This is a genomic window from Pseudomonas hamedanensis (assembly GCF_014268595.2).
Classification (GTDB): Bacteria; Pseudomonadota; Gammaproteobacteria; order Pseudomonadales; family Pseudomonadaceae; genus Aquipseudomonas; species Aquipseudomonas hamedanensis.
Map to the genome: position 1 here is coordinate 2,556,215 of NZ_CP077091.1, position 16,215 is coordinate 2,572,429.

The 16,215-nt window shown below is 61.2% G+C and carries 16 protein-coding genes; 4 read left to right on the forward strand and 12 right to left on the reverse strand.

Features of this window, described 5'->3' with window-relative positions; translation table 11 throughout:
• Nucleotides 1-13: 13 nt before the first annotated feature.
• Complete coding sequence (gene yiaY / locus HU739_RS11005) at nucleotides 14-1,162, reverse strand: L-threonine dehydrogenase (RefSeq protein ID WP_186552107.1); 1,149 nt, start codon at nucleotides 1,160-1,162, stop codon at nucleotides 14-16.
• Between the two features lie 155 nt (nucleotides 1,163-1,317).
• Between yiaY and HU739_RS11010 the strand changes: the two genes are divergently transcribed.
• Complete coding sequence (locus HU739_RS11010; protein ID WP_186552106.1) at nucleotides 1,318-2,337, forward strand: DUF4917 family protein; 1,020 nt, start codon at nucleotides 1,318-1,320, stop codon at nucleotides 2,335-2,337.
• 164 nt (nucleotides 2,338-2,501) lie between these two features.
• On the opposite strand, the gene HU739_RS11015 is transcribed toward HU739_RS11010, so the two are convergent.
• From HU739_RS11015 to HU739_RS11035, 5 genes are all read right to left on the reverse strand, one after another.
• Complete coding sequence (locus HU739_RS11015; RefSeq protein ID WP_186552105.1) at nucleotides 2,502-2,846, reverse strand: YegP family protein; 345 nt, start codon at nucleotides 2,844-2,846, stop codon at nucleotides 2,502-2,504.
• Between the two features lie 227 nt (nucleotides 2,847-3,073).
• Nucleotides 3,074-4,300, reverse strand: a complete 1,227-nt coding sequence (locus HU739_RS11020) for a class I SAM-dependent methyltransferase (protein ID WP_186552104.1) — start codon at nucleotides 4,298-4,300, stop codon at nucleotides 3,074-3,076.
• Between the two features lie 256 nt (nucleotides 4,301-4,556).
• Entirely contained in the window at nucleotides 4,557-5,174 is a 618-nt protein-coding gene (locus HU739_RS11025) for a TPM domain-containing protein (protein WP_186552103.1), read from the reverse strand.
• 33 nt (nucleotides 5,175-5,207) lie between these two features.
• On the reverse strand, nucleotides 5,208-5,957 hold the full coding sequence (locus HU739_RS11030) for a TPM domain-containing protein (protein WP_186552102.1): 750 nt from the start codon (nucleotides 5,955-5,957) through the stop codon (nucleotides 5,208-5,210).
• Nucleotides 5,958-5,970: 13 nt separating this feature from the next.
• Nucleotides 5,971-6,579 carry a LemA family protein gene (locus HU739_RS11035; protein WP_186552101.1) on the reverse strand — a complete coding sequence of 203 codons (609 nt, stop codon included), beginning with the start codon at nucleotides 6,577-6,579 and terminating at the stop codon, nucleotides 5,971-5,973.
• Between the two features lie 259 nt (nucleotides 6,580-6,838).
• Between HU739_RS11035 and bglX the strand changes: the two genes are divergently transcribed.
• The gene (gene bglX, locus HU739_RS11040; protein ID WP_186552100.1) at nucleotides 6,839-9,130 is read left to right on the forward strand and encodes a beta-glucosidase BglX; all 2,292 of its coding nucleotides are present in this window, start codon (nucleotides 6,839-6,841) and stop codon (nucleotides 9,128-9,130) included.
• A 259-nt stretch (nucleotides 9,131-9,389) separates the two neighbouring features.
• Here bglX and HU739_RS11045 read toward each other — a convergent pair whose 3' ends face one another.
• From HU739_RS11045 to HU739_RS11065, 5 genes are all read right to left on the reverse strand, one after another.
• A complete protein-coding gene (locus tag HU739_RS11045) occupies nucleotides 9,390-10,547 on the reverse strand; it encodes a phospholipase D-like domain-containing protein (RefSeq protein ID WP_186552099.1) in 1,158 nt (385 codons plus the stop codon).
• 1 nt (nucleotide 10,548) lies between these two features.
• Nucleotides 10,549-11,139 carry a YceI family protein gene (locus tag HU739_RS11050; RefSeq protein WP_186552098.1) on the reverse strand — a complete coding sequence of 197 codons (591 nt, stop codon included), beginning with the start codon at nucleotides 11,137-11,139 and terminating at the stop codon, nucleotides 10,549-10,551.
• A 241-nt stretch (nucleotides 11,140-11,380) separates the two neighbouring features.
• Nucleotides 11,381-11,677: an amidase gene (locus tag HU739_RS11055; RefSeq protein WP_186552097.1), complete on the reverse strand. Its 297-nt coding sequence runs from the start codon at nucleotides 11,675-11,677 to the stop codon at nucleotides 11,381-11,383.
• Nucleotides 11,674-12,747: a serine hydrolase domain-containing protein gene (locus HU739_RS11060; RefSeq protein WP_186552096.1), complete on the reverse strand. Its 1,074-nt coding sequence runs from the start codon at nucleotides 12,745-12,747 to the stop codon at nucleotides 11,674-11,676. Before HU739_RS11060 ends, HU739_RS11055 begins: the two co-directional genes overlap by 4 nt.
• Before the next feature lie 163 nt (nucleotides 12,748-12,910).
• Nucleotides 12,911-13,789 (reverse strand): acyl-CoA dehydrogenase middle domain-containing protein, encoded by an 879-nt coding sequence (locus HU739_RS11065; RefSeq protein ID WP_186552095.1) that lies wholly within the window; start codon nucleotides 13,787-13,789, stop codon nucleotides 12,911-12,913.
• A gap of 153 nt (nucleotides 13,790-13,942) precedes the next feature.
• Here HU739_RS11065 and olsB point away from each other — a divergent pair, with 153 nt between their 5' ends.
• Both olsB and HU739_RS11075 read left to right on the forward strand, forming a co-directional pair.
• Complete coding sequence (gene olsB / locus HU739_RS11070; protein ID WP_186552094.1) at nucleotides 13,943-14,698, forward strand: L-ornithine N(alpha)-acyltransferase; 756 nt, start codon at nucleotides 13,943-13,945, stop codon at nucleotides 14,696-14,698.
• On the forward strand, nucleotides 14,698-15,489 hold the full coding sequence (locus HU739_RS11075; RefSeq protein WP_186552093.1) for a lysophospholipid acyltransferase family protein: 792 nt from the start codon (nucleotides 14,698-14,700) through the stop codon (nucleotides 15,487-15,489). Before olsB ends, HU739_RS11075 begins: the two co-directional genes overlap by 1 nt.
• Before the next feature lie 103 nt (nucleotides 15,490-15,592).
• On the opposite strand, the gene HU739_RS11080 is transcribed toward HU739_RS11075, so the two are convergent.
• Nucleotides 15,593-16,177 (reverse strand): acyl carrier protein phosphodiesterase, encoded by a 585-nt coding sequence (locus tag HU739_RS11080; RefSeq protein ID WP_186552092.1) that lies wholly within the window; start codon nucleotides 16,175-16,177, stop codon nucleotides 15,593-15,595.
• Nucleotides 16,178-16,215: the final 38 nt, after the last annotated feature.

The following is a 16,215-nucleotide window of genomic DNA, read 5'->3' on the forward strand; positions in this document are numbered from 1 at the left end:
CGCTGTGCCGGTCTCAAAACGCGTTGCGGAAAATCTCCTCGATCTGGCGCTGATCCGCCGCCCGTGGATTGGTCAGTCCGCAGGCGTCCTTCAAGGCATTGGCGGCGAGTACCGGGATGTCACTGAGCTTGGCGCCCAGCTCGCGCAAGCCGCCGGGGATCTCGACGTCTTTGGCCAGGCTGCGGATGGCGTTGATCGCCGCTTGCGCGCCCTCTTCGGCACTGAAGCCGCGGATGTCAGCGCCCATGGCGTGGGCGACGTCGGTCAGTCGGTCGGCACAGACCGACGCGTTGAACGTTTGGACATGGGGCAGCAGCACGGCGTTGCACACGCCGTGTGGCAGGTCATAAAAGCCGCCCAACTGGTGCGCCATCGCGTGAACAAATCCGAGGGACGCGTTGTTGAACGCCATACCCGCGAGGAACTGCGCATAGGCCATGTTCTCTCGCGCTGCGAGGTCGCTGCCGTCGCGCACTGCCAGGCGCAGGTTGTTGCTGATCAGCGTCATGGCCTTCAAGGCGCAGGCATCGGTGATGGGGTTGGCGGCGGTCGAGACGTAGGCTTCGATGGCGTGCGTCAGGGCGTCCATGCCGGTGGCGGCGGTCAGCCCCTTGGGCATGGCGACCATCAATTGCGGGTCGTTGACTGACAGCAGCGGCGTGACATTGCGGTCGACGATGGCCATTTTCACGTGGCGCGATTCGTCGGTGATGATGCAGAAGCGGGTCATCTCGCTGGCGGTGCCGGCGGTGGTATTGATGGCAATCAGCGGCAGTTGCGGTTGGCTCGATTGATCGACGCCCTCGTAATCGCGAATCTGCCCACCATTGGTCGCGCACAGGGCGATGCCTTTGGCGCAATCGTGGGGCGAGCCGCCGCCCAGCGACACGACGAAATCGCAGCGACTCTCCTTGAGCAGCCCCAGCCCCATCTCGACATTGGCGATGCTCGGGTTCGGTTTGGCACCGTCGAAAATCACCGAGTCGATGTCCTGCATCGCCAGTTTCTCCGCGATCCTGGCGGCGACTCCGGCTTTCGCCAGGCCGAAGTCGGTCACGATCAGCGCCTTGTGGAAACCGTAGTTACGGATCGCAATCATGGCTTCGTCGAGGCAGCCGTTGCCCATGATGTTGACGGCCGGGATAAAAAAGGTGCTGGTCATGCGCGCATCTCCTGACGGGGGCCGGTTCGACTGCTGCTAGCCGGCGGACAGGCACAGCATCGACCGATCAGTCACGACGGATGTTGATCTGGCTCAATGGCGGCTCGTGATAAAGTCGCCGTCCATCTGCCCTTCGTTTTGAGACCGCCCACGTAATGACCGATTTCCTCAATGTCGACGCCAACCTCGAAGACTGGAACGCCCTGCGCACAGCAACCGACTTCAGCGCTTTGCTGGTGGGCAACGGCGCCAGCCGCGCGGTGTGGGATGACTTCGGCTACGACTCGCTGTTCGAAAACGCCCGCACTGTTGAAGAGAAACCCCTGAGTCCGTCGGAACTGGCGGTATTCGATGCATTGCAGACGCGCAGCTTCGAGCAAGTACTGGGCGCGCTGAAAACCACCAGTCGGGTCAACAAGGCCCTGGCCGTCAGCTCGGCGGCACCGCGCAACCGTTACTACGCGATCAAGGAAGCACTGATCAACACTGTGCACGCGGTGCACATTCCGTGGCGACTGGTGAAAGCTTCGACATTGGCGACGCTGAACGAAGAACTGGCGCGCTATCGCACGGTGCTCACCACCAATTACGATCTGCTCAATTACTGGGCGCTGCAACACCAGAGCGAGGCCATCGACGACCTGTTCAACGGTGCGAACGCGAGTTTCGATTTAACCCAGACGGACACGAACAAACCACGCCTGCTGTACCTGCACGGCGGCCTGCATCTGGTACGCAATCAGGATGGCACCGCGCGCAAACTGACTTCCACCGAGGGCACGCTGCTCGGCAGCTTTGCGATCAACAACACCCTCAAGACGCTGGATGACGTGCCGCTGTTCGTCACCGAAGGGCCCAGTGCCGACAAGCTCAAGACCATCCGCGGCTCGGATTATCTGTCGTTCTGTTATGAGCAGTTGTTGGGACACGGCGGCAACCTGTGCGTCTTCGGCCATGCGCTTGGCGAGCAGGATGCGCACATCGTCCGCGCGCTGCGCCTGGCCAAACCGGCGAGCGTGGCGATCTCGATTTACCCGCGCAGTGCGGCGTTCATTCAGCATCAGAAGCGCCATTACAGCAACGTGTTCGACGGTACCGGGGTCGAGTTGCGGTTCTTTGACGCCAAGAGCCATGCGCTGGGCGATCCGAAGTTGTCCGTGCCGGTTGAGGTTTGATGTTGGCCGGACTGGCGCCTTCGCGAGCAGGCTCGCTCCCACAATGGAATGCATTGCATCTGTAGGAGTGAGCCTGCTCGCGATAGCGGTCCGGCAGGCGACACCTGTGCTGATCTGATGGCTTTATCGCGAGCAGGCTCACTCCTACAAGGGAAGTGGTGGACTCAGAGCACCGGCAGCGTCTTGTCCTTGATCGTCTTCGTCGCACCGTTCGCCTTCACGCTGGCGATGCCTTTATCGCACGCCGCCTGCGATGAATACGCCTCGCTGCTGCCGATGACCTCGTGGTTGGCCGCCTTCAGATTGAAGTAAGGATGGCCATCCTTGGTCGACTTTTTCTCGTAACGTTCATCGACCGCGCTGTTGGTCTGCACCGAGGCAATACCGCCATCGGCCGCCGCGCGCGTGGTGTACAGCTCGCTGGTCAGAATCGTTTCGGCATTGGCCGCTTTCAACACGAACCTGAATTGGCCGTTGCCGCTTTTACTTACTTCGTACCATCCGGACATGCTGGTTTCTCCTGGCGAATGAGAGGTTTCGCGCTTCAGAGTAAAGACCAGTCCGGGCTATCTGTCGCCTGTACCGGCCTCTTCGCGAGCAGGCTCGCTCCCACAGAGAGTTGCATTTCAAATGTGGGAGGGGGCTTGCTCCCGAAGGCGGCATCACATCCAGCATCTTCGTTGGCTGACATGCTGCATTCGGGAGCAAGCCCCCTCCCACACGGTTCGGCGGTGAATCAGGCCAGATAGCCGTCGGCGCGCAGAAGGGTTTCCAAGCAATGTTCGCTGATCTGGTAGAACGCCTTCAGTTCCTCGATTTTCGTCAGCAGCTGCGTCGGATCGACCGGATCGGCGCGTTTCACGGCGAGAATCATCTTGTTCTTGTTGGTGTGTTCCAGCGAAATGAACTCGAACACCTTGGTCTCGTACCCGCAGGCTTCAAGGAACAGTGCGCGCAGGCTGTCGGTGACCATTTCCGCCTGCTGGCCCAGGTGCAGGCCGTATTGCAGCATCGGCTTGAGCAGCGCCGGGCTCTGGATCTGCAAGCGGATCTGCTTGTGACAGCACGGCGAGCACATGATGATCGACGCGCCCGAACGGATGCCCGTGTGGATCGCGTAGTCCGTGGCGATATCGCAGGCGTGCAGCGCGATCATCACGTCCAGTTCACTCGGCGCCACCGTGCGCACATCGCCGCACTTGAACACCAGGCCCGGGTGCTCCAGCTTTGCCGCCGCCGCGTTGCACAGGTTGACCATTTCTTCGCGCAGCTCGACACCGGTGACTTCGCCCTCGGCCTTGAGGGTGTTGCGCAGATAGTCGTGAATGGCGAACGTCAAATAGCCCTTGCCCGAGCCGAAATCCGCAACCCGCACCGGTTTGTCCAGCGCCAGTGGCGACGAGGTCAGCGCGTGGCTGAACACTTCGATGAATTTGTTGATCTGCTTCCATTTGCGCGACATCGCCGGGATCAGCTCGTGCTGCGCATTGGTCACGCCGAGGTCTTTGAGGAAGGGGCGGCTCAGTTCGAGAAAACGGTTCTTCTCGCGGTTGTGCTCGGCGGACGGTGCTTCGCGCAATTGCTGAGGTTTGCTTTTGAACAGCGAAGATTTGCCCTTTTTGCTGTATTCGAGCTGGGCTTCATCGCTCACGGCCAGTAAATGCGCATTTTTAAAGGCCTCCGGCACCAGCCCGGCAATCGTCGCCACGCCTTCGCTCAACGCCAGATTCTTGGTGATGTCGCGGGTCTTGTAGCGGTAGACGAAGGACAGGCACGGCTGCGCCTTGACCGTCACCGGCTTGATGATGATCCGCTGCAGATCCGCCTCTTCACCAACATATTTGGCTAGCACCATTTTGATGAAACCGCCGTCGTCGAGGCTGGTTTGCAGCAGTTCGATGAACTGGGCGTGGTGATCGGCGGCCGGTTTGGCGGGCGGCGCGGAAGAAGCGGAAACGGGCATGGACAAGCGGCCTCGGACGGGCGGAATCGGGAATGGCGGGTATTTTAGGGGGGATGGGAGTTGGGGACACCCTCTTATTTACCCAACGGCAAAATCCATGACACCGAACCCTGTGGCGAGGGGATTTATCCCCGTTCGGCTGCAGAGCAGTCGCCACACCTGAATACTGGGTTTCACTGATACACCGCATGGGGCCGCTTCGCAGCCCAACGGGGATAAATCCCCTCGCCACAAGGAATTGCTGAGTCCGGGAAAATCAGCCGAGGACGACCAACCGATTCGGTAACTCATTGCGCACCTGCGTCACCGGCACGTGCACCTTCAACAACTCACCACACGCCTCCACACACGTCACAAACCCTTCCAGCGTGCGGCCCTGCCGGACCTGTTCGGTAAACGCTGCGACAATCGCGTCCCAGTTGCTGTTATCCAGCCGCTTGGAAATCCCCTCATCCACGAGAATCTCGACATACCGCTCAGCCTCGCAGACAAAAATCAGCATGCCGGTACCGCCAGCGGTGTGGTGCAGGTTCTGTTCAAGGAACTGCCGCCGCGCCAGGTTCGATGCGCGCCAATGGCGTACGCGGCGCGGAACCAGGTGGGTGGTAATTTTCGGCAGGCGGAACAACAGGCAGAGGACGATGAACATGCCCCACTGCACCAGCAGCAGGCTGCGCAGGGTCAGCCAGCCCGTGAGGTAATGGACGATGCCGGGCAACACCAGCGCCAACAGGCTGGCCCACAGCAGCGGAATGTACGCATAGTCGTCGGCGCGGGCAGCGAGTACCGTGACCAGTTCGGCGTCGGTGTCGCGCTCGACCCGGGCAATCGCCTCGGCGACTTTGCGTTGTTCGTGTTCAGTCAGTAATGCCATGTCGAAAAGTGCCTGCTCATTATTCTTTTGATGTCACCAGCCGCCGGACGAACCGCCGCCGCCAAAACTGCCCCCGCCGCCGCTGAAGCCCCCGCCACCGCCGCCGCCAAAACCGCCACCGCCGAAGCCGCCCCCTCCCCCGGAGCCGCCACGACCGGCAGGCAGGATACCGAGCATCTGGCAGACAAACACCGTCAGGATGAACAACATCACCAAAAACATGAACAGCGCCGGGTGCCGCGAGATGAAATCATCGGCCGGGTCGCCGCTGGATTCATAAACGGTCGACGGCTCATCGAGTGGATTGCCGCCCAGCACCACGAGCATCGCCGCGACGCCGTCGCTGATGCCTTTGTTGAAATTGCCGGCCTTGAACGCCGGCGTGATGACCTGATGAATGATCACCGACGATTGCGCATCGGTCAGCCGGTCCTCCAGACCATAACCGACTTCGATGCGCAGTTTGCGCTCGTCACGGGCGACAATCAGCAGGGCGCCGTTGTTTTTGTCCTTTTGGCCGATGCCCCAATGCCGCCCCAGTTGAACGCCAAAATCCTCGATGGGGGTGCCTTGCAGGTCCGGCACCGTGACCACCACCAATTGCTCGCCAGTGGCCTGTTCGTGGGCCTGCAATTGCTGGCTCAGTTGCGCGCGCACCGACGGCTCGAGCATCTGCGCCTGATCGACCACGCGCCCGCTCAGCGCCGGGAACGTCAATTCGGCCTGGGCGCTGACGGCGAACAGCCACAGCATCAGCACCAGGCCCAGTTTCAACACACGCATGGGCAACCTCGAGTCAGAACTTCACTTCCGGGGCCTTTTCCGCGCCGGGCGTGGTGGCTTCGAAGGTTTCGCGCATCGGCAGATCGCTATACATCACGCTGTGCCACAGGCGACCGGGGAAGGTGCGGATCTCGGTGTTGTATTTCTGCACTGCCAGAATGAAATCGCGACGCGCCACGGCAATGCGGTTTTCCGTGCCTTCGAGTTGCGATTGCAGGGCCAGGAAGTTCTGGTTGGCCTTCAGGTCCGGATAGCGCTCGGAGACCACCATCAAGCGGCTCAACGCACCGGTCAGTTGATCCTGGGCCTGCTGGAACTGCTTGAGCTTCTCGGGATTGTCGAGGGTGCTGGCATCGACCTGAATAGAGGTCGCCTTGGCTCGCGCCTCAATCACAGCGGTCAGCGTTTCCTGTTCGTGGGCCGCATAGCCTTTCACCGTTTCCACCAGATTGGGGATCAGGTCGGCACGGCGCTGGTACTGGTTCTGCACCTGGCCCCACGCGGCTTTCGCCTGTTCGTCGAGGGTCGGGATATTGTTGATGCCGCACGCGGTCAACAGCGTGGCGAACACCAGCAAAGTCGCGATCTGTAACCGTGAACGATTGGTTGGACTGATAGTCATTGCAGTAATGCTCCATGGCACATTTGATTTAAAAACCGAGCGCTGGACATTCCCGGCCGGCGGTTGGGGCATAATCGGCGCCGCCACTGGCATGCGACGGGTGAATGGGCTAAAAAGTGCCCTTCACCTTCACCCCGCCGCTGTCGGCGGTGGTTTTTTGGCTCGGCTATTTTGCGCCGGCACCCGAACAACAATAGTCGCTCCCTACATTTTGGCTGGCCGGTGTTACATCACCGTTTGGGCCCTTGAGAAGAAATTCATGAAGAAGCTGTGTTTGCTGGGCCTGCTCGTCAGCCTGGCCAGTCATCAGGTACTGGCCGCCACGACCCCGGTTCCTCTGGAAAATAAGGACGCCTTCATCAGCAACCTGATGAAGCAGATGACCCTCGATGAAAAAATCGGCCAGTTGCGCCTGATCAGCATCGGCCCGGAAATGCCCCGTGAGCTGATCCGCAAGGAAATTGCCGCCGGCAACATCGGCGGCACCTTCAACTCGATCACCCGTGCCGAAAACCGTCCGATGCAGGACGCGGCCATGCGCAGTCGCCTGAAGATCCCGATGTTTTTTGCGTACGACGTGATCCACGGTCACCGTACGATTTTCCCGATTCCACTGGCCCTCGCGTCAAGCTGGGACATGGACGCCATCGGCCAGTCCGGTCGTGTTGCCGCCAAAGAAGCCGCCGCCGACAGCCTCGACATCACCTTTGCGCCGATGGTCGATATCTCCCGCGATCCGCGCTGGGGCCGCAGTTCCGAAGGTTTTGGTGAAGATACTTACCTGACCTCGCGCATTGCCAGCGTCATGGTCAAGGCCTATCAGGGCCAGACCCCGAGCGCGGCCGACAGCATCATGGCCAGCGTCAAGCACTTCGCCCTGTACGGCGCGGTTGAAGGCGGTCGCGACTACAACACCGTCGACATGAGCCCGGTGAAGATGTACCAGGATTACCTGCCGCCCTACCGCGCCGCGATCGATGCCGGCGCCGGTGGCGTGATGGTGGCGTTGAATTCGATCAACGGCATTCCGGCCACGGCCAACACCTGGCTGATGAACGACCTGCTGCGCAAGGACTGGGGCTTCAAGGGCCTGGCGGTCAGCGACCACGGCGCCATTTTTGAACTGGTCAAGCACGGCGTCGCCCGCGACGGTCGGGAAGCCGCGAAGCTGGCGATCAAGGCCGGCATCGACATGAGCATGAACGACACCCTCTATGGCAAAGAATTGCCGGGGCTGCTCAAGTCCGGTGACATCGAGCAGAAGGACATCGACAACGCCGTGCGCGAGGTGCTCGCAGCCAAGTACGACATGGGCTTGTTCAAGGACCCGTACCTGCGCATCGGCAAGGCCGAGGATGATCCGGCCGACACCTACGCCGAGAGCCGCCTGCACCGCGCCGAGGCGCGCGACGTAGCGCGTCGCAGCCTGGTGCTGCTGAAGAACCAGAATGAAACCCTGCCGCTGAAGAAAACCGCGAAAGTCGCGCTGGTCGGCCCGTTGGCCAAGGCGCCGATCGACATGATGGGCAGTTGGGCGGCCGCCGGTCGCCCGGCACAATCGGTCACGCTGTTTGATGGCATGCGTTCGCTGATCGACGACAAGGCCAACCTGATCTACGCCCGTGGCGCCAACATCACCGGCGACAAGAAGGTCCTCGACTACCTGAACTTCCTCAACTTCGATGCGCCGGAAGTCGTCGATGACCCACGCCCGGCCAGCGTGCTGATCGACGAAGCAGTGAAAGCCGCGAAAGACGCTGATGTGATCGTGGCTGCCGTTGGCGAGTCCCGTGGCATGTCTCACGAATCCTCCAGCCGTACCGACTTGAACATCCCGGAAACTCAGCGCGAGCTGATCCGCGCGCTGAAAGCCACCGGCAAGCCGCTGGTGTTGGTGTTGATGAATGGCCGCCCGCTGACCATTCTTGAAGAGAACCAGTCCGCCGACGCCATTCTGGAAACCTGGTTCAGCGGCACCGAGGGCGGCAACGCCATTGCCGACGTGCTGTTCGGTGACTACAACCCGTCGGGCAAACTGCCGGTGACCTTCCCGCGCTCCGTGGGCCAGATTCCGACTTACTACAATCACCTGAGCATTGGCCGGCCGTTCACCCCGGGCAAGCCGGGCAACTACACTTCGCAGTACTTCGATGACACGACCGGCCCGCTGTTTCCGTTCGGTTATGGCCTGAGCTACACCACCTTCGCCCTGAGCGACATGGCGCTGTCGTCGACTACCCTGAACGCCACCGGCAAGCTCGACGCCAGCGTCATGGTCAAGAACACCGGCAAGCGTGATGGCGAAACCGTGGTGCAGTTGTACATTCAGGACGTCACCGGTTCGATGATCCGCCCGGTGAAAGAACTGAAGAACTTCCAGAAAATCATGCTCAAGGCCGGCGAACAGAAAGTCGTGCACTTCACCATCACCGAGGATGACCTGAAGTTCTACAACGCCCAGCTCAAGTACGCGGCAGAACCGGGCAAGTTCAACGTGCAGATCGGCCTGGATTCACAGGCGGTGACGCAGCAGAGTTTTGAACTGCTGTAATCCTGGGAACAACACAAAACCATGTGGGAGGGGGCTTGCTCCCGAAGGCGGTGCATCAGCTAAATCCATGCTGAATGACACTCCGCATTCGGGAGCAAGCCCCCTCCCACATTGGGAACTCACCACTTTTGATCGTTCCCACGCTCTGCGTGGGAATGCAGCCCGTGACGCTCCGCGTCACTGGACGCGGAGCGTCCCTAGAGGCATTCCCACGCGGAGCATGGGAACAATCATAGGCTCGCCTGCTTTGACAATCGGTTTACCCGCGTTTATCGAGGATGTTGACCACCAGCCGATCCACCCATCCCCACACCCGCTGCTTGACCCGCCGCCACAACGGCCGGCGCCGCCACTCTTCCAGACTCACCTGCTGACTCAGGGCGAAATCCTTGACGAAGCTCGCCTCGACCGCCGCCGTCAGGGGCGGATCCAACGCCTCCAGATTTGCCTCCAGATTGAAGCGCAGATTCCAGTGATCGAAGTTGCAGGAACCGATGCTCACCCAATCGTCCACCAGCACCATTTTCAAGTGCAGAAAGCACGGCTGGTATTCAAAGATCTGCACCCCGGCCTTGAGCAGGCGCGGGTAATAACGATGGCCGGCGTAACGCACCGACGGATGATCGGTGCGCGGCCCGGTCAGCAGCAAACGCACGTCGACGCCGCGGGCAGCGGCCTTGCGCAGGGAGCGGCGGATTTTCCAGGTCGGCAGGAAATACGGGGTGGCCATCCAGATGCGTTGCTGGCCGCTGTTCAATGCGCGAAACAGCGACTGCAAAATATCGCGGTGCTGACGGGCATCGGCGTAAGCCACGCGGCCCATGCCCTCGCCTTTGTCCGGGACTCGCGGTAAGCGCGGCAAACCGAAATGCGCCGCCGGGCGCCAGGCGCGGCGGTAGCGGTTGGCGATCCATTGCCGATCAAACAGCAATTGCCAATCGATCACCAACGGGCCGCGGATCTCGACCATCACTTCGTGCCACTCGCTGACATCAAAGCCCGGCGTCCAGAACTCATCGGTAACGCCGGTGCCGCCCACCACCGCCAGGCACTGATCGACCAGGAGCAATTTGCGGTGATCCCGATAGAAATTGCCGACCCAGCGCCGCCAGCTCAAGCGATTGTAGAAACGCAGCTCCACCCCTGCCTGCATCAGGCGCTGACGCAATGTGAGGGTGAATGCGAGGCTGCCGTAATCATCAAACAGGCAACGCACGCGCACGCCGCGCTCGGCCGCCAGCACCAGCGCCTGGACGATGGTGTCGGCACAGGCGCCGGCCTCGACCAGGTACAGCTCCAGTTCGATCTGCTCTTTGGCGCCAGCGATGTGCTCGAGCATTCGCGGAAAAAACTGCGGGCCGTCGATCAGCAATTCGAAACGGTTGCCGTCGCGCCAAGGGAACACTGCACCGCGCACGTCAGCGCGCCGTGAAGATCAGCACCGCACCCACCGGCACCGACAGACTGATGGCCGACAGCCCGGCCAGTTTACGCAGACTCTCCAGACCTGGCGCGAGGTCGAAATCCTCGGCATTGATCACCAGCGGCTCCAGCGTCACCACTTGAAAGCGCCGGTCATCCAGGCGCGTAGCCAGCAACTCGGCCGGGTATTCGTGCTGTTTGCCGTGCAGATTGACGGTCAGTGGCAGGCGCAACTCCAGCTGCGCACCGGGGGCCAGATCGTTGATCGGACGCAGGTCGATCTGGGTGGTGATGGTTGCGTCGGGGAATTGCTCGATCTGGAACAGCTCCTTGCGCATGCGCTCATCGCGCAGCGGGATGCCGCTGTTGATCGAGTCCAGCTCGACTTCGACTTCGGCGCGACCGTTGGGGTCGACTTTGCCGTGCAGCACCAGAAAGCGCTGCACTTCGGACACGTTGGCGTTTTTCGTGCTGACGAATGACAGCCGTGAAGACTCGCCGTCCAGATACCAATTGGCGTGTGCCGGTAAGGCAGCGGCGGCCAGTAGCAGACTGGCGCAAATCTTATCGAGGGAGCGGTTGAACATTGAAGACTCGTGGGGGTGATAAACCTGCACGAACCTTAACCGCCCATGGGGTTATTGCAAACATCCAGAGCAAAAGATCACAGCCTGTGACAGCGGCTGCAGGGGAATGCATTGCAACTGTGGGAGCGGGCTTGCTCGCGAAAGCGGTGTATCAGGTAACAACTGTTCAGGCTGACATGACGCCTTCGCGAGCAAGCCCGCTCCCACAGGGGGAGTTTGTTTGCAGGGAGAACGGGTGTGGTCAGGGATTAAGGCGGCAGCCTTGCCGTTCGCTCAGCCACTGCGCGCTGTTGCTGCGGCCCATGCCGCTGACGCTGACGGTTTTGCTGGACGCTTCATCGCTGAAGCTGCTGATGGGCAGCCACTGCTGCACGTAACCACGGCAATACTCGGCGTCGTTGTTCATCACATAACGGCACGAGCAATATTCCTTGGCGGTGTAGGCGCTGATGATGTCCGGGAAGGCCCAAAGGTTCTCGCGCTCATAAAAGCTCCAGCCGAGCAGCGCCACCAGCAGCAGCAACAGAAACCGCTTCATGGCCGCACCGCCTGCAACACGCGCTTGAGCAGTTCGTTGTGCTTGTAGCTGCCGTCGCGATCATCGCCGTAACGCACAATCACCAGTTTCTCGCTGGGAATCACGTACAGCGCCTGGCCCCAATGGCCGAGAGCAGCGAAGGCGTCGGGCGGTGCGTCGGGCCACGGTGATGATGCGCCCTCGACAGGACGGTTGAGCCACCAATGGCCGCCTGGCACCGCTGCGTCCTGATGCGCCTTGTAACCGGCAAAAGGTTTGAGGTTGAACGCGACCCAATCCTTGGGCAGCAACTGCCGATCATTCCAGCGTCCGCCCCGCGCCATCAACAGACCGACCCGCGCCAGATTACGTGCGGTGAGATAAGCATAAGACGAGGCGACAAAAGTGCCGTTTGCATCGGTTTCCCAAACGGCGTGGCGAATGCCCAGCGGCTCGAACAGCGCTGTCCATGGATAGTCTGGATAACGCTGCGGGCCGACCATGGTCTTCAGCGCGGCGGCGAGCAAATTGCTATCGCCGCTGGAATAACGAAAAGCTTGCCCCGGCGCGGCGTAGGCGTCGTGCTCGGCGGTAAATCCGGCCATGTCGCGATGGCCACGGGTGTAGAGCATCGCCACCACCGAGGATTTCAGCGGGGCGTATTCGTAGTCTTCCTGCCAGTCCAGACCCGAGGCCCAATTCAGCAGATTGGCAAGGGTGATCGCTGGGTGTTTTTCCAGCGTCGGGTAAAATTTCAGCGCAGGATCGTCGAGTTTGAACAGGCCTTCGCCGTAGGCCATACCGAGGACGGTAGCCAACAGGCTTTTGCTGATCGACCAAGTCAGGTGCGGGGTCTGTTCGGTGGTCGGGCCGGCGTAGCGTTCGTAGATAATCTGGCCGTCGCGGATGATCAGCAAGGCGTCGGTGCGGATGCCTTGGCGGGTGGATTCATCACGGGTTGGGAAGGCGTAGTTTTCCAGATCGGTAACGGCAGTGATCTGCGGACCGACCGACCATTGCTCGCCGGGCCATTGTTCGGCCTGGGCGGTGAGGCTGATCAGCAGCAGGAACAGGGACAGACCTTTGAACATGGTTGAGGCTCTGGGGTTGGTCTGCTGAGAGGCGGGATTCATGACAGGTTGGTGGCGTTTCATATATTGCTATCGCGAGCAGGCTCACTCCTACAGTTCATCGTATTTCAACTGAAAGAAATGCGGTCCCCTGTAGGAGTGAGCCTGCTCGCGATGCGGCCCTTCAGGTCACTGCCAAAGCCTTGGTCAGCCGCTTGGCCCTCGCCCCCGTCGCCAATTGCATCACGCCCTTGTCCCGCTGCCACATCTGCGCCCACTCCGCCGGGCCCTCGGCCAGCGCCTGAATCACCTCCCCCTCCAGCGCTTCAAACTGCGCAAACAACCCACCCAAAAGCACATGCCCGGCCGGATTGTTCGGCGGTTGCCGACTCGCCTCGGCACACCCGGCCAGCAGCGCCAGCAAACGCAGTTGCAATGCCTGCGGCCAGTCGCTGTCCTGGCCGACACCGTACAACCACGCGGTCATGGCACTGAGCACGTAAACATCTTCAAGGGTTCGAAACGGTTTGACGTAAGCGTCCCAGCCATCGCCGGCGAGCAATTCGCACAGCGCGCCATCGAGGTGCAGCCGCCCATGGCTGATGTCCGGCATCAACGGCAACGCCGGCAGCTTTTCCACCTTCACGCCAGGCTCGCCGGGATAGACCACCGCCAGACTCAGGCGCGGCGCTTCGCCGGGTGATTCGCTGCGCGCTGCAATCAGCAGCCAGTCCGCCGCGTCGCCGGCGGTGACAAAATCCTTGCGCCCGCTCAAGCGCAAATCGGCCAACCGCGTCTGCATGTCCGCCGGGCGCAGGCTGCGCTGTTCGGTCGCACACAAGGCACCGAGGCTCAGCGGCGCGCTCGGCCACAACATGCGCAACGCTGCCTGATAACCGACCAGAAACGCCAGCCCTGGTGTCGCCATGCGCCGACCGCCCGCGACCGCCAATTCGAAAGGCGTGACGCTGCCCAACGCCTGCAACAACGTTGCAAAACCCTCGGCCAGGTCGGCAACGACAGGCAAGCGTTCTCGGCGGTGCAGTAAATCTGACCAGGGCATAAGCGGCTCCTTTTGGGCTGTCATATAAGCATCACCGAACGTTCATGGCGATGACACCGGGGCTACATAGCCTGACTTTGCACAACACGGCTGCATAAAGAAAGTCGATCGGCTGCAACCCACGACGGGTTCAAGGCCCGTACGGAGATTCACATGACGCAAATCGCCCGCATCAGCGACACCGGCAATGAACGCCGCCTGCAAGCCGAACGCCTGGTTGGCGCCGAAGCCTTGCAGCAAGCCCAGGCCCTGCGCTTCAACGTCTTTAGCGGCGAGTTCAACGCCAAACTCAAAGGCGCGGAGCTGGGTCTGGACATGGATGATTATGATGTTCACTGCAGCCACATCGGCGTGCGTGACCTGAACACCGGGCGCCTGGTGGCGACCACGCGTCTGCTCGATCATACCGCTGCCAGCAGCCTCGGCAAGTTCTACAGTGAAGAAGAATTCAGCCTGCACGGCCTCGCGCATCTGCAAGGCCCGATCCTGGAGATCGGCCGCACCTGCGTCGACCCGGCCTATCGCAACGGCGGCACCATCGCCGTGCTCTGGGGCGAACTGGCCGAAGTGCTCAATCAGGGTGGCTACAGCTATCTGATGGGCTGCGCGAGCATTCCGATGCAGGACGGCGGCATTCAGGCCCACGCGATCATGCAGCGTCTGCGCGAGCGTTACCTGTGTACCGAACACCTGCGCGCCGAGCCAAAAAATCCGCTGCCGACACTGGATATTCCATCGAACGTGATCGCCGAAATGCCGCCGCTGCTCAAGGCGTACATGCGCCTGGGCGCGAAGATCTGCGGCGAGCCGTGCTGGGACGAAGACTTCCAGGTCGCCGACGTGTTCATCCTGCTCAAGCGCGACGAACTCTGCCCGCGCTACGCCAAGCACTTCAAGGCGGCCGTGTGATGAGCCGGCTGCGGGTGTACGCGCGAATCGCGCGAGTGCTGCTGGTGGTGACGCTGGGGCTGACCATGGCCAGCGTCTTCGGTGTGTTCGAACGGATCGGTCTGGCACACTCGATGGAGCGTCGCCAGCGCTGGTCGCGCTTCTTCATGGCGCGCCTGGGCAACGCCCTGCCCTTTCGCGTGACGGTGCACGGCGAGCTGCCGAAGCAGCCGATGCTGTGGGTCAGCAATCACGTGTCGTGGACCGACATTCCGCTGCTGGGCATGCTCACGCCGCTGTCGTTTCTGTCCAAGGCCGAAGTGCGCACCTGGCCGGTGGCCGGCTGGCTCGCGGCCAAGGCCGGCAGCCTGTTCATCCGTCGCGGCGCCGGCGACAGCCAGTTGATCCGCAAACAGATGACCCGTCACCTGCAAACCGATCACGCCTTGCTGATGTTCCCCGAAGGCACCACCACCGACGGCCGCTCGCTGCGCACTTTTCATGGTCGCTTGCTGTCGGCCGCGATTGATTCCGAGGTGTTGCTGCAACCGGTAGCGATCCGTTATCTGCGTGATGGCGAAATCGATGGGCTGGCGCCGTTCATTGGCGACGATGATTTGCTCTCGCACTTGATGCGGTTGTTCAGCAACGATTGCGGCGATGTCGAAGTACATTTGCTCAAACCGATCGCGTGTCAGGGCCGTGAGCGTGCAGCGCTGGCGTTCGAGGCGCAGCAGGCGGTGCAGAAGGCGTTGTTTGGATCGGTTCCCGACACCCGACAAGCGCCGATGCGCCCGGCAATCGCTGCCTGAAACACAGATCCCCTGTAGGAGTGAGCCTGCTCGCGATAGCGGTCTATCAGTCGATGCAACTGTGACTGACAGACCGCTATCGCGAGCAGGCTCACTCCTACAATTAGATTTTCGGTGGTTTCGCGTTTTGTGCGAAATCCTGTAGTTGCGGGTAGAACAGACTGAAGTCTTCGCTCAGCGGTTCATACAACCGCCGCAATTCCTCCATCGCCCCCGCCAGCTCTTCAGGCCTGGTCAACCGTCGCGAGATTCCACGCAGCACCTGTTCCAGCACTTCAAACTCGCGATACGACCCCAGCCAGTCGTTGGCAACCATGTGCGGCGCGATCTTCGCCAGCCGTTCGGGCAATTGCCGTTCGCGAGACAGCACCTGATACACGTCAGCGGTGAACAGCTCCAGCGGCCGATCGGCATAGCTCGACCAATCCCGCGCCAGGCAGTGATCGAAAAACACATCGAGGACGATCCCGGCGTAGCGTCGCCGGGTCTGCGAAAAACGTCCCAGGGCGATGTCCACCAACGGATGACGGTCGGTGAACACGTCAATGCGCCGATGCAGTTGAATCGCCGCCTCGATCTCCGGGGCAAACTGCCCTTGCAGGCGCCCTTTGACGAAGTCGCCATACAGGCTGCCGAGCAGCTGGCCGGGGCGCTGGCCACCGAGGTGCAAATGTGCGAGATAGTTCATGGGGCGCAGCTTAGCACTGCGTCCGCCCTGCTATCACC

Coding starts and splice junctions, on each gene's coding strand:
- HU739_RS11050 (WP_186552098.1), bottom strand. CDS start 11,139: ATGTTCAACCGCTCCCTCGATAAGATTTGCGCCAGTCTGCTACTGGCC.
- HU739_RS11080 (WP_186552092.1), bottom strand. CDS start 16,177: ATGAACTATCTCGCACATTTGCACCTCGGTGGCCAGCGCCCCGGCCAG.
- HU739_RS11010 (WP_186552106.1), top strand. CDS start 1,318: ATGACCGATTTCCTCAATGTCGACGCCAACCTCGAAGACTGGAACGCC.
- HU739_RS11030 (WP_186552102.1), bottom strand. CDS start 5,957: ATGCGTGTGTTGAAACTGGGCCTGGTGCTGATGCTGTGGCTGTTCGCC.
- bglX (WP_186552100.1), top strand. CDS start 6,839: ATGAAGAAGCTGTGTTTGCTGGGCCTGCTCGTCAGCCTGGCCAGTCAT.
- HU739_RS11025 (WP_186552103.1), bottom strand. CDS start 5,174: ATGGCATTACTGACTGAACACGAACAACGCAAAGTCGCCGAGGCGATT.
- HU739_RS11060 (WP_186552096.1), bottom strand. CDS start 12,747: ATGTTCAAAGGTCTGTCCCTGTTCCTGCTGCTGATCAGCCTCACCGCC.
- HU739_RS11020 (WP_186552104.1), bottom strand. CDS start 4,300: ATGCCCGTTTCCGCTTCTTCCGCGCCGCCCGCCAAACCGGCCGCCGAT.
- yiaY (WP_186552107.1), bottom strand. CDS start 1,162: ATGACCAGCACCTTTTTTATCCCGGCCGTCAACATCATGGGCAACGGC.
- HU739_RS11035 (WP_186552101.1), bottom strand. CDS start 6,579: ATGACTATCAGTCCAACCAATCGTTCACGGTTACAGATCGCGACTTTG.
- HU739_RS11065 (WP_186552095.1), bottom strand. CDS start 13,789: ATGCCCTGGTCAGATTTACTGCACCGCCGAGAACGCTTGCCTGTCGTT.
- HU739_RS11075 (WP_186552093.1), top strand. CDS start 14,698: ATGAGCCGGCTGCGGGTGTACGCGCGAATCGCGCGAGTGCTGCTGGTG.
- HU739_RS11015 (WP_186552105.1), bottom strand. CDS start 2,846: ATGTCCGGATGGTACGAAGTAAGTAAAAGCGGCAACGGCCAATTCAGG.
- olsB (WP_186552094.1), top strand. CDS start 13,943: ATGACGCAAATCGCCCGCATCAGCGACACCGGCAATGAACGCCGCCTG.
- HU739_RS11055 (WP_186552097.1), bottom strand. CDS start 11,677: ATGAAGCGGTTTCTGTTGCTGCTGCTGGTGGCGCTGCTCGGCTGGAGC.